This is a genomic window from Dehalococcoidia bacterium, from assembly GCA_040902535.1.
Classification (GTDB): domain Bacteria; phylum Chloroflexota; class Dehalococcoidia; order DSTF01; family JACRBR01; genus JBBDXD01.
Genome location: JBBDXD010000010.1, coordinates 65120 through 77658 on the forward strand (window position 1 = coordinate 65120; position 12539 = coordinate 77658).

At 65.5% G+C, this 12539-nt stretch carries 8 protein-coding genes; 3 read left to right on the forward strand and 5 right to left on the reverse strand.

The genetic code is table 11. The features are described 5' to 3' along the window. Nucleotides 1–4: 4 nt before the first annotated feature. The 3 genes from WEB52_05270 to WEB52_05280 all read right to left on the reverse strand — a co-directional run bounded on the left by WEB52_05270 (nucleotide 5) and on the right by WEB52_05280 (nucleotide 6934). A complete protein-coding gene (locus WEB52_05270; GenBank protein MEX2225844.1) occupies nucleotides 5–997 on the reverse strand; it encodes a cohesin domain-containing protein in 993 nt (330 codons plus the stop codon). A gap of 189 nt (nucleotides 998–1186) precedes the next feature. Continuing rightward, nucleotides 1187–3745 (reverse strand): DUF11 domain-containing protein, encoded by a 2559-nt coding sequence (locus WEB52_05275; protein MEX2225845.1) that lies wholly within the window; start codon nucleotides 3743–3745, stop codon nucleotides 1187–1189. A gap of 186 nt (nucleotides 3746–3931) precedes the next feature. After that, nucleotides 3932–6934, reverse strand: a complete 3003-nt coding sequence (locus WEB52_05280) for a hypothetical protein (protein MEX2225846.1) — start codon at nucleotides 6932–6934, stop codon at nucleotides 3932–3934. A gap of 420 nt (nucleotides 6935–7354) precedes the next feature. Between WEB52_05280 and WEB52_05285 the strand changes: the two genes are divergently transcribed. From WEB52_05285 to WEB52_05295, 3 genes are all read left to right on the forward strand, one after another. After that, entirely contained in the window at nucleotides 7355–7801 is a 447-nt protein-coding gene (locus WEB52_05285) for an FxLYD domain-containing protein (protein MEX2225847.1), read from the forward strand. Further along, complete coding sequence (locus tag WEB52_05290; GenBank protein MEX2225848.1) at nucleotides 7798–8559, forward strand: hypothetical protein; 762 nt, start codon at nucleotides 7798–7800, stop codon at nucleotides 8557–8559. Before WEB52_05285 ends, WEB52_05290 begins: the two co-directional genes overlap by 4 nt. A gap of 81 nt (nucleotides 8560–8640) precedes the next feature. Beyond that, nucleotides 8641–10851 (forward strand): thrombospondin type 3 repeat-containing protein, encoded by a 2211-nt coding sequence (locus WEB52_05295; GenBank protein ID MEX2225849.1) that lies wholly within the window; start codon nucleotides 8641–8643, stop codon nucleotides 10849–10851. A 1-nt stretch (nucleotide 10852) separates the two neighbouring features. Here the strand turns inward: WEB52_05295 and WEB52_05300 are convergent, their stop codons facing one another. Both WEB52_05300 and WEB52_05305 read right to left on the reverse strand, forming a co-directional pair. Further along, nucleotides 10853–11857, reverse strand: coding sequence for a hypothetical protein (locus WEB52_05300; GenBank protein ID MEX2225850.1), 1005 nt, complete (start codon nucleotides 11855–11857; stop codon nucleotides 10853–10855). 36 nt (nucleotides 11858–11893) lie between these two features. Continuing rightward, nucleotides 11894–12478, reverse strand: coding sequence for a hypothetical protein (locus tag WEB52_05305; protein MEX2225851.1), 585 nt, complete (start codon nucleotides 12476–12478; stop codon nucleotides 11894–11896). Between the last annotated feature and the right edge of the window lie 61 nt (nucleotides 12479–12539).

Genomic DNA, 12539 nt, shown 5'->3' on the forward strand with positions numbered 1-12539 from the left:
TAAACTAGCCTGTCCGTGCGCTCCTCGATGATCTCCAACCGAAGAACACCAGCGCCGAACCAACGATGCTCAGTGCTGCAACCGGAAGCCACGGCGCCGCCGGCTTGTCACCCGAACCCGGACCGTGTCCCGCAATCGGAAAATCGCTGTCCCCCGCTGCCGCGCCGTCCGCGCTGCCCGTGCTCGAACCGGAGTTCGACCGTGGCGCGACGCGTCCCGTGCGACTGCCCGCAACGCCGCTCCCGTCATCATCCCCGCCGTTGGACTGCGAAGGCAGGTACTCCCGCTGCGTGCCGGACTGGTTCGCCCCCGGGATCGCCGTTGGTGTGAGGTTCGCCGCGTTCGGCGTCGGCGTCGATGGCAGGTTCTGCGGCGTTGGTTCGCCTTCTCCCACTACGCGCACCACGGACTCCGCAAGCCGGATCAGGTTCGATTCCGGGCCGTCTTCATCCATTTGTCCGTCGTCGTCGTAGTCGAAGCCGTCCGTCGGATCCTCATTGAACCGCCCGTCGCCATCGTTGTCTTCGCCCCAGGCATCGTCGCCCAGCGGCGAAGCCAGATTCCACCCTCGGAACACCAGCGAACTCGTGCCCGCGCCGATCGCCTTGAAGCGCAACGTCGCTGCTTCGCCGCCGCCGTTGACGCCCGAGTCAGCGCTCCCTGTCGTATTGCAGCCGTACTGAATGTAGTCGTCGCCCAGGTACTTCGAGCACGAACTCATCCGCCCCGTGCTCGTGATCAGGTCGGTCGGCGTAGCGCTTACAAACTCCAGGATGTCCGGGTCAAATCCCACCCGGACCTCGAAGGCCCCCATGTTCTGAAAGTTCTGTGCCGAAAATTGAATCTCGAACTCGTCCCCCACGGATCGGTTCTGCGATGCCGGCGTCAGCGCCAGCTCCGTCGTCCCTGCCGCGTCCAGGTGCCGGGCGCTCGAACCTACGACAAACGCCGCCGCCAGCATCCCCAACCCCAACCACGTCAGGGCGTGTTGTCTCATCAGCTTTACCATCTGTTGGGAACCCACTCCTCGCCAACCACCATCCAACTTCAAACGTGTCCAACTGCCACGCATTTCAGAACAAGCGTGGGGAGCCAGCCCGCCGAAACAGGCACAGCTCCCCACGTGTGTCTTTTCCCCGAGAGGGGAGGCCCAGTATAGGGCCTCCCCTCCGAGATCAGAAGCTCATCAGAGCGGACCGTTCGAGAGTGCCTCGACCGGCGGCTGAGCCGGGAATGTCCCGTCCTCAGGCAGACCGGACTGCGAGCACGTCGAACCGTTGCGTCCGAATACCTTCTGCAGGTCCTTGATGTCGACGTCGAAGTCCTTCAACGCCGGCTCAAGGTCGTACCACGGGTCGTAGCGCAGGCTGCCGAAGAAGGCACCGTAGCGCCACGCGATCGCCTGGTCGTCGAGCACGTCGACGATGCAGTCGAGGTTCAGGTCGCCTTCGAGGATGCGCACCGTCACATCGACGTCGTCGCAGTCCGCGATAAGACCACCGGTGACGATACCAGGAAGCGGGTTGCCGAGTCCGTCGGCGACCGGGTCACCGAAGATGTCGGCTGCTTCACAGTTCTCGTCGAGGATCCGGCGAACAACACCGTTTTCCTGCCCCGGGTGGAGCCGGAATTTCATGTCGCTCTCGGGAGTCACTTCGAGTATCGCCACCGTACCACTGCCCGTCGGGCCGAGTTCGATGCCTGGCACGTTCGGGTCTTCCTTCGACACACAGCCGAAGAGGATCGCATTCTCGTTGACGATGCTGAAGTTGCAGTCGCCAATGCCGGGGATGCGGCCCGTGCTGTAGAGGAAGTCCGTCCGCGTCACGTTGATGTCGAAGATCTTGTGGTCGAACTTGACCTGGAACTCAAACGCACCAAGGCCCTCCGGGTCGAAGATGTTCGTCAGCACTTCGGCCAGGAGCAAGCGGCCTTCGCCGTTCTCGTTGCAAATCGTCGAGCCGGGTCCGAACGAGCCGAACGGAGGCGGCGCGTTCTGGTACACGCCGTCGTACGGCGGCTCGCAGATCCAGAGGTTGACCACGTTGTCGCGCTCCGGAGTCTCCGGGTGCTTGTCCTTGTACATCGCCACGTCCGGCGGCAGGCAGAACACGTCGCCGGTGCCGGTCGCTTCGACCGGGTCCGCCCACGTGGCGACCGCCGTGTTCTCGCACGTGATGTTCGCGGGCGAGTCAAGCACGTCCGCTACCACGTCAAACGAGGCAGATGCGCCTGGCGCGACCGTCAGGTCGTAGGTGCACGTGACAGAGTTGCCCGGTGCCGGGTTCGCCGGGACCGGTGCTGCACACGTCCAGTCCGTACCGCTAGCCGATACGATCGACTGGTTGATGTCAACGGTGTCGGTGACCGAAATCGCCGAGGCCGTCGATGCGGCCGCGTCGTTGTCAACCGTGACCGTCCACGTCACCTGGCTGCCGACGCCGACCGAAGCCGCGTCCGCTTCCTTGGTGACCGTCAGGTCCGCCGGCGCAACCGTCTGCTGAAGCGCCGTAGCGTTGTCGCAGATCTGGCCGTCGCCGTTGAGGTCGACGTTCGCGAGCCGCTCGTTGAGACAGCTGAAGATCGCCGCCTCCAACGCGTCGAGCGGGTTCGGGAAGATCGCAGCTGCGTCAATCAGGTGCTGCAGGAAGTCGGGGTCGGGCACGCCAACCTGCGGCGGCAGCACGTTCGGCACGAAGTCGATAACGGCCGCTACGTTGAGGTGCGTCTTGCCCGCTGCCTCCAGCGGAATGTCGACCGTCAGGTCAACCGTAAAGCTCTGACCCGGGTCGAGGTTCAACGCCCCGCCGCCACCGATGGTCCACTGGTTAGAGGGAGCATCGAGGACGTTGCAGAGCGGCGTACCGCTGAATCCGTCGTAGTTCGGCGGAAGGTCCGGGTGGTTGATCACGCATGCCGTCAGGACCTGGTCGTCCGGCAGGTCGTCGATAACCGTGGGGTTCGGCGCAGCCGCCGGACCGCCGTTTGTCACCGTGACCGTGTAGGTCAGGGGTTGCCCCGCCAGGGGAACTGTCGGGTTAGACGTCTTCGTAATGCTCAGGTCGGCCGAGTCCAGCTTCTGGACAAAGGCGCCCGTGCACGTCAGGTCGACAGTGCCGCAGTCGAACGCGGAGATGTTCGTGCCCGCCGCGAACGTCAGTGCATCGACACCGTTGTCAATGGCGGTCATGTCGATCGTCGCGAGCAGGAAACCGGTCGTTTCGAATGCCAGCGCCGCGTCACCCATGGCGCCCGAACAGAAGATGATCGTGTCCGTGGCCGCCACAGTGTTCGCGTTCTCCGCCTTCGGGAACTGTGCACCGAAGCCCGTGCAGTCCGTGCCCGCGCCCAGGCCGCCCATCGCGACGCCCGTTGCGCCCGCGTTGGCGTCCGGGTTGTCGTCGACCGCGGGTGCCGCGTCGGCCACTTCCGGCGCCGTGTTCAACTGGTTCGCTGGTACACCACCACCGGCGTACTCAACGCGCGCGTCGAACGCAGTAATCGCCGAAATGTAGTTCCGCACGCAGACCTGGACATCGTGCTGCTGGCCGACCAATACGGCCGTCGCACTGTCCGCGATGTCACAGTCGTCGCCGTCGTTGACGACGTCCAAGTACAGCTCCAGCTGTCCCACCGCCTCGGCGGTGTTCTTGCCGGATGTTACATGGACGCTGCTGAGCGTCACCATGACGATCGCGGCAACCGCGAGCAGCATGATCGGTCGCACCAGCGTCCACTGCCTCAATGAATGAAGCATAACCTTGCTTAACCTCCATACGGCGGGGTGCCTTCGGGGTTAGGGCTTCCGTTTTGTTCCACCTCTGCTGTGCTTGTTGTGCTCTGCCGTCACCTCCTCGCTTTGCGGTTCCCCGCCGTGGATGGGATGTCTCCCACCCACGGCGGGGCTGCTGGCTGCCTTCGTGTCCCTGCCCTAGAGGCAGGGCTGGCCACCCGTACCGAAGATCCTCGCGGCCGATGCCAGGAAGTCTCCGGTCGATTGGACGCTGTTGTTGCCATCAAGGTCGTACACGCCGTCCTTGCCGGTCGTGCCGCTCTTGAAGTGCACGTTGGCGATCGCCAGGAAGTCACCCGTCGTCTGGACGCTCTTGTTGCCGTCCACGTCAAGCACTTCCTTGCAGTCGCCCACGCCGTCTCCGTCCGTGTCCGCCACGGCCGGGTTCGTGCCCCACTTGCAGTTCTCCCACCGGTCAAGCAGACCGTCGCCGTCCGTGTCAGCGCTTGCCGAAGGGCCGCACTGCACAAGCGTCAGCCTGCTGGTGTTGAGGTTCGGGTTGGTGGCAGCGCCGCCGTTCGGCGGGTTGCACTCGGCGCCGTCGATCTGGCCGTCGCCGTCACTGTCGGTCGCCGTGCCGTTGTCGCCGCCCAGGTCGTCGCCACCCGGGGAGCCGTCGGGGTCGTTGCCACCGAGCGTGCCCGCCGTGGTGTTGCCGTCCAGGTCGTCGTCGAACGTCACGTCCAGATCTGGTGACCGCGTGATGACGCCCGCGCAGTTCGCGCCCGTCGGCTCACCCGTGTCCACCAGGCCGTCGCCGTCGCCGTCCACGAAGCCGCGCCACGTGACGCCGCACTCCGTCGGACCGCCGTCCCACCACGGCACCGTCAGGTCCTCGAAGCCCATGCGGGTGACCGAGAACTCCTTCACGTGCGCGTTGCCGTAGGCAATCAGGCCGCACTCGGAGCCCGGGAACGTCTCGTTCGGGTCGTTGATCCCGTCATTGTCGCTGTCGACGCTGAACGGGCTCGTGCCCAGGATCGTCGCTTCCATGCGGTCCTTCAGTCCGTCGCCATCGCTGTCGACGTCCTCTGTGCCGCAGATCGTCGGGGTCGCCGTGCTGCAGCCGGCCGGGCCGTCGCCGTCGACGTCCTCGTTGGCCGTGCCGCTGAACGTGCCCGTCCGGTAGAACCGCTCCACGTCCGGAAGCAGGCCGTCCCGGTCATTGTCGTTCGCGCCCGGGAAGCCCGGTACGCTCGCCAGGCTGGCCGGGTTGGTGCCCAGGGCGCACTCCGCGCCGTCCAGGTACCCGTCGCCGTCGCTGTCCGGGTCCAGGGCGCCGAGCGACGCTCCGATCTCCGGCAGGTCAGCCTGCTTTTGCGCCTTGTCGGCGTCCCCGCTGATGTAGACGCCGTTGCCGGCGGACCCATTCAGCGTGAAGGTGTTCGCGCCCACGGCCGAGATGACGAACGTGCCGTTCGCCGCCGTGTTACCCAGGACGCCGGTGATCGTCACCGAGTCGCCATTCGAGTAACCGTGGCCCGTCACGCCGACAACGATCGGGGTGGCGTTGGATGCGCTGTTCACGTTCTTGAGCGGCCGGATGTCCTTGTGGCAGCGGCTCGCACCGCCCGTGGTGCCGACAGGTGCGGCGAGCGCATCGAAGTACATGGGCTGTACGCCGCCGTCCAGCTTGTCGTTGACGCCGTCCTGGTCGTCGTCGCCGTCGCAGGCGTCGCCGAGCCGGTCGCCGTTCGGCATTGCGCCGTCGAAGTTGTCCTGCGTGCCATTCGAAACGGTGCCGCAGTTGTCACCTTCGGTCGTGTCGCCGCCGGCGCACTCCACGAGCTGCGCACCCGAGATGACGTGGCTGCTGCCATCGCCGCTCGTGTCGAAGTTCGTGCTGTGCAGGTCGCCGAGCGTGCCGTCGCCGTTGGAGTCCGGCGAGTCCGGAATGCCATCGACGCCCGCGTCCAGGCAGAAGCCGCCGTCCGCGTCGCCGTCGCCGTCCGTGTCTCCGGGCAGCACCGACTGCGTGTCCGTCGGGTCGGTCAGGAACTGGTTCGGGCCCAGCATCTCTTCCCAGTCCGAGCGGCCGTCGTTGTCCGAGTCGGAGTCGGTCGGGCTCGTGCCCCACGCAACCTCGACGCCGTCCAGCAGGCCGTCGTCGTCCTGGTCCGGGTCGCCGTCAGCGGCGTCCGTCGCGCTCGCGCCCGCGTTCGACGTGGGCGAGAGACAGTCACCGTCGGCGTCCGTGAAGGAAATGCCGATCGCCTTGCAGTTCGTGATCACCTTGGCGTGCGCGTCGCCCGTGTGCGGGTCGCCGGCGCTGATAATCGCCGTCCACCGCGCGTACAGGCCGTTTGCCGCCGGGTTCGCCGTGTAGGCGCCATCGGTGTGCGTGATGCTCGCCTGCGGCGTGTCCAGGCACAGCAACTGCGTGCCGGGCGGTGAGGGAGCGCCGCCGAGCAGCGCCAGGCTCACCTGCGTCCCCGCCGGAGAGAACTGCGGGTGCATGGTGATCAGGTTGATCGGCGTGATCGTGCCCAGCTGGTTGCTGATGCCGCCGTCGCCGCCGATCCACACCGTCGTCGCGTCCGCGCGGAAGCGCACGATCTTGTCGTACACGCTCGTGCTCGGGATCGCCGTGTCGAGGAATGTCTCGTCGGCGAAGCCCTGCACGTTCTTGCCGTTGATCGTCACGTCGGGCGGCCCGCTCGTCGTGGACCACGCCGTCGTCTGCTCCCTGTAGTCCTCGCCGGTGCTGCCCGTGCCGCCTGGCGAGGCAAACGCATCGACCGTGGAGTCGCAGAAGAGGTCGATGAAGCTGATGATGTCGCCGGAAATCGAATTATCGACGATCGCTGCATCGTTGTCGACGACCCAGCCGGGGCCGGTGTACGTCAACGGCAGGCCGGCGCGCGTGCCCAGGCCGATCGTGTTGTACGCCGTAATGCCCGGGCTGCTGCCAATCGTCTTGGTCTCAGCGCCGCAGACCGGGACCAGCGGCACCGCGATGGTGCCGGCCTCTGCCTGGGCCTCCGTAAAGGGCAGGGTGTCGTTCAGACAGTTTCCACCGTCGATGGTGAACGTCTGAACTCCCGGCCCATGGTCGGCGAAGGAGCGTTCCGAAACGCTCAGCCCCGCCGCTATGGCGATAGCGAACAGTCCGAAGACCGACGCCAGTTTAAAGAATCGCAAGGTAGAACCTCCTGCATTGTCCGTTCGTGGGACTCCCGTCTTGCGGTTGTTTAGGTTTGCTTCAGCCCTGTACCTCCTTGTCGGACACACTCACGGATCAGTCGCCGAAGGGCAGACGGGGGGAAACAGCGTGCAATGCACACCCCGCTACGCTCGCAGCGCGCAGGCACTCGATGGCAATCAGACGTAATGGCGGGGACGGGCGTTATTACAGCACTGTTACGGGACGATGTCAACAGGTACCGCCTATCCGTCAAGGATCTAAAAAGCCGATATTTCGCCGCGGATTAGAGACGGATTTGATATGTTCGGATCCCGGTCACCCGCCGCCCGCTCGCCGTTTGACCGCCTGCCGTGCCATGTGGTATCCAGCCCGTCTCGAACGCGGTTGCGCGGCGTAAAATTGGGGATGGGTTTTCGATGTTCCGACCACTCGCTTTCGCCGCCTGCGCCCTCGCGCTCGCCGCCGCCTCTTTCGCCTGCGGCGGCGACGACGATGAACCCGAGCCCCAGCCAACCGCTATCGCCTACGACCTCCAGATCGTCACCCAGCGCTGCGCCTCCAACCAGGAGACCCGCAACGTCACCGTCACCGGCACCGTCCGCAACATGACCGACACGCCGCTCGAAAGCCTCGAAGCCGTCGCCTCCTTCATCGATAACGGCGGCCAGCTCGTCGATGAGCGGACGCAGGCCCTCAACACCCCCGTGCTCGCTCCCGCCGCCGTCTCTTCGTTCGAGCTCTCGACGCCGGACTCAGCGGCCATCGAGCAGTGCATCGTCCGCTTCAGCGACACCCGCGGCACCTTCCTCGATGTCGATTACCATCTCGTGCAGCAGCCCATCGCCCAGGGCGGCGACGAATGATCCGCCGCGCGCTCGTCCTGCTGTTGGCGGCCGCCGCGCTCACCGCCGGCTGCGGCAGCGATGACACCGAGAGCCAGGTCGAAATCCCTCCGCTCAAGACCGACTTCAGCGGCTTCACCGATCTCGGCAAGGTCATCCTCACGTACATGAAGGACACCGGCGCCACCATCGATGCCTGTCCCGACGCCATCCTCCAGGCATGGGACATGCCGGAGATCGGCGAAGCCCCCCGCTGCACGCACGCCAACACCGATGATGATCCCGAAGACGAGATGGTCATCGTCGTCAGCATGATGGAGGGCGACCTCCTGCTCGCCACCGATGTTGTCGTCTACGATGCCGTCCCCGACGAAGAGATGCGCATCGCCTTCGAGACGCTGCCACACTACGGCGCGCTCGTGCCCCAACGCGACACGAAGCGCTCGCTGCTCAGCACCGGCGACATCAACGGCGATGGCTCCGGCGAGATCGTCTTCGTCACGCACCAGTGCATCGACGCGAAGTGCTTCCCGACGGTCTACGCCGTCGGCGGCCGCCGCGGCCAGGACCTGTACGCCGACCTCATCCCCAAAATGCCGGACGATCTCGAGCCATGGGGCGTCGCCGCTTCAGTCCAGGATCTGGAGGACGACGGCATCAGCGAGATCGTCATCGAAGGTCTCGCGTCCACGGATCCGTACGCGCCCGGCAGCCCGTACCGGCGGATCTACCGCTGGGACGGCGCCATGTTCATCCCCGGCGAGCCAATGGCAGATTAGGGGTTCTCATCCCATCGGCACGGGCCTATAATCGCCGCACCGCCGGGAGATTGCCTCCGGGCGTCTGCGCAGGAGGCGATGATGAGGCTCACATCACAACACATCAAGATCGCGGTGCTCGTCGTATCCGTGCTCGCGGTTGGCTCGGCATGGCTCGTCGCCCGTGAAGGCGCGCGCGCCGGCGCTCCGCCGCTCGAGCTGAGCCTCGATGCCGACCCCGCCAACGGCTCCGGGCCCTGCGACCCGATCGACGCCACCACCACCGTCCCCCTCAACACCACGCACACAGTGGCGGTCTGCCTGAGCAACTACTTCACGGACTTCGGTTCGCCGAACGCGTTCGACGCGCGCGTCAGCTACACCACGCTGAACACCGCGCCGGAAGTCGCCGACGCGGCGCCGGCGCTGAACGACAACCCCAACGCCAACGACGGCGCTGGCCCCAACTCACTTGGCACCAGTTGGGATTGCACCAGCTTCGGACAGTCGTTCCCGAAGGGAGACAACCCGAACACCGTGGGTACCCGTGACGCGACGATCTTCTGCAACGGAGGAAGCCTGGAGCTCGAAGCAGAGCCCGGCCTGCTCGCTACGATCACGTTCCAGTCCGGCAATACCAACGGCATCGACTCCCTGGCCTTCATCTCGGGCACGAACATTTACGCACTGGACTGCAACCTCGGCGACCTCGTCTGCACCGGCGCAACCATCACCAAGGGCTCCACGCCGCCGACGAGCACGCCTTCGCCCACCCCGACAAACACGGCGACACCCACGAGCACATCGACGCCCGCCTCCCTCTCCGACATCGACGGCGACGGTGTGCTCGATGTGGACGACAACTGCATCGATGTGGCGAACCCCGGCCAGGAGAACATGCCCATCTCACCCATCGACAACGGGCCGACCCCGAACGACGACATCACCGTACCCAATGACGACAACATCGGTGACGCCTGCGATGCCGACCGCGACAACGACGGCCTGCATGATCTGCTCGAACTGATCGGCTGCGGCTTCGGTCCGACCGATCCCGGCACCACGGTGCTCGACGATACCTACGACGATGACGGCGACGGCGACCCCGTGCCCCCGTTGGGCACGGACTCCGACCTCTCCGACGACGGCCCCTCCTGGGACACCGACGGAGATGGCGTCCTCGACGGCGAAGAATGCCGCCTGGGCAGCAACCCCAACAACCCGCTGCTCAAGCCCGCCGCGCAAGCCGGCGACAACAACGACGATGACGGCGACGGCATCTCCAACCGCTCCGAGCGCGCAGGCTGGGGCACGCTGCCTCATCTGACCGACAGCGACGGCGACGGCCTCAGCGACTGCCACGAGATCGCCGACATCGATGGAAACGGCATCGTCAACTCCACCGGCGACATGACCTACGTCGCTGAAGCAGTCTTCATTCTTAGCCCACCGACCAAGAGCGGCGTCATGGACCGCGATAAGTCCGGCACCCTGAACTCCACCGGCGACCTCCCGTTCTTCTTCGCCGCCGTGTTCCTGCCCAACTCCTGTCCGCCGCCGCAGCCGTTCGTGCCCGGCGATGGCGATCTGGACGGCATCGGCGATGCGACGGATAACTGCCCGTCCGTCTACAACCCCTTGCAGACGAACACGCTTCTTCTTCCTATAGATAACGGTCCCGGCGTCGCCGGCAATGACGGCACCGTGCCGAACCAGGACGCCCTCGGCGATGCCTGCGACAGCGACGCCGACAACGACGGCCTGCCCGATCTCCAGGAAGTATCCGGCTGCGGCTTCCCACCCACCGACCCCGGCTTCCCAACGCTCGATGTCACGTACGACGATGACGGGAACGGTGACCCGGTCGGGCCGATTGGGGGAGACAACGACCTCTCCGATGATGGACCATCATGGGACTCTGACGGGGACGGCGTCCTCGATGGCTATGAGTGCAGCCACGGGGCCAACCCCGCCAACCCCTTGCTGAAGCCGCCGGCCGCACCTGGAGACGGGCTGGACGACGACGGCGATGGCCTCACCAACGGCATGGAACGCCGCGGCTGGGGCACCGACCCATCGAAGGTTGATACTGACGGCGACGGGCTGGGCGACTGCCGGGAGGCATTCGACGTCACCGGTAACGGCACCATCAACTCGACCGGCGACTTTGAAGCGGTCGCGAAGGCAATCTTCTTCCCATCGCCGCCGACCAAGAGCGGTGACTTCGACCTGGACAAGAACGGATCGGTCAACTCCACGGGCGACCTGGCGTTGATCGCCAACGTAGTCTTCGGGCCGGGGCCCTGCCTCTAGGTCAGGAGCCCCGGCGCATCCAGAAGCGGTAGCCGAGCACACCCGCGACGGCTACCGCGCCGATGCCCACGAGGATCAGCACCAGCACGACCCAGTCGGTGTCCGACTCGGAGTCAGAGTCATCTTCACCATCTGCAGCGTCGTCGCCGCTCGAAGTCGGTCGCCCGTCAGGCGAAGCGCCCGCCGTCGCCGCTCCCCGCTGCGCCACGCTCGTCGCAGCCGCGCTCGTCGATTGACTGTCGGGAGTTTCCGTACCACCGCTGACGACCGCCGTCGCCGACCCGCCTGCGACCGCCGTCTCCGCCTCCGCTACCGCTGCCGCCGTCTCCGTCGCGATCGCCTCGGGCGGCACATCCTCTCCGACGTAGATCGTGGCGTTCTCACACATCACTTGCCCTGGTGTCGGGCAGTTCACACCAAACACGTTTGTACGCGGTCCAAGCTCCAACGTCTCCACGCCATCGCTCGTTGCCCGAAGTGTCAGTGTCGCGAGCAGTCCCGGCGATGCGGTCAGGTCCGTGTCTGGCGTCACGAACGACGTCAAGCAAAAGATGAAGGCGTCGGTCTCCGGCGTATTCGGATCCTCCCCCTTCGGAAAGACCTCCGCCGGCGGGATCGAACAGTCCCACCCCTCACCCAGCCGCACACCTTCCGTTCCACCATCTCCATCGTTCGCATCGGGGTTGTCGTCCAGTGCCGGTGCCTGGTCTTCGATTTCCGGCACCTCGGTCGCCTCTGGGTCGTAGAGCACGCGGATCTCGATCGCGTTCGGCGCTATCTGGTGGCCGGAGATGCAGACGCCTACCTCGTACGTCGCGCCCGAGGCCACTTCCGTCACGCTGTCGATGCTCGGCTGACCGCCGTCCGTCCTGCACGCGCCGTTATCGATATTCGCGTCAATGCTGATGAAGATGACCGGCTCCTCCTGCGCGTCGGAGCGCGCCGCCGGGATCGCGCCGAGCATCCCCAGCACCAACGCGAGTGCGATGAGCCGCCAAGCCTTCATGCCCTGTCCTCCTGAAGAAGCTGAGAGGTGTTTGACCTAGGTGAACACGAACTCTGCGAGGAAGGAGTTGAATACGTCCTCATAATCGGCGAGCTGACCGCCCGGCGCGGAAAGCGAGATCGACCACGCGCACTCGTCCTCGACCGTGATCACATCCCGTCTCGAGAGCGTAATGTCTTCGCGCGTCTGGCCGTACTCGACCTGCGAAGCCTCCTGTCCCGATACCTGAACCGTCCTCGGAGTAAGCTCGCTTCCGGTCAGCTCCTCAAGCGTAGCCGTTTTTGCTTCCACGTACTCCTGCAGCGAAAGAGCTGCCGGGATCGTTTCGCAGGTGACCGCGATGCTCGCTTGGACGGGGTCCGCTCCCGCCGGCGCCAGGAACAGGTCAGACGAAAGATTACCGAAGACGATGGCGTTCGGGTCGAATGTCCAGCCCTGCGGGATCCGCGCGCTGTACCCCTTCGATGGGAAACTGACATCCTGACCGATCACCGTAGGGTCCGCGCGGGCGACCGTCGTTCGGGTGTCCCCGCCGTCGTCAGGGTCGTCATCGCCATCGTCGGTGCACGAAGCCTGCACGAACACGGCGCCAAAGAGCAAGGACATAAGAAGCAGTCGCATAAATGTGCCGCAGTATGCCACAGGCACGAACATAAACGGAAGTGAAGGCGACTCGGGGGTC

What these genes read in the sequence shown, in the direction of transcription:
- WEB52_05300 (MEX2225850.1), bottom strand. Translation starts at nt 11,857, where the DNA reads ATGAAGGCTTGGCGGCTCATCGCACTCGCGTTGGTGCTGGGGATGCTC.
- WEB52_05305 (MEX2225851.1), bottom strand. Translation starts at nt 12,478, where the DNA reads ATGCGACTGCTTCTTATGTCCTTGCTCTTTGGCGCCGTGTTCGTGCAG.
- WEB52_05295 (MEX2225849.1), top strand. Translation starts at nt 8,641, where the DNA reads ATGAGGCTCACATCACAACACATCAAGATCGCGGTGCTCGTCGTATCC.
- WEB52_05290 (MEX2225848.1), top strand. Translation starts at nt 7,798, where the DNA reads ATGATCCGCCGCGCGCTCGTCCTGCTGTTGGCGGCCGCCGCGCTCACC.
- WEB52_05270 (MEX2225844.1), bottom strand. Translation starts at nt 997, where the DNA reads ATGAGACAACACGCCCTGACGTGGTTGGGGTTGGGGATGCTGGCGGCG.
- WEB52_05285 (MEX2225847.1), top strand. Translation starts at nt 7,355, where the DNA reads ATGTTCCGACCACTCGCTTTCGCCGCCTGCGCCCTCGCGCTCGCCGCC.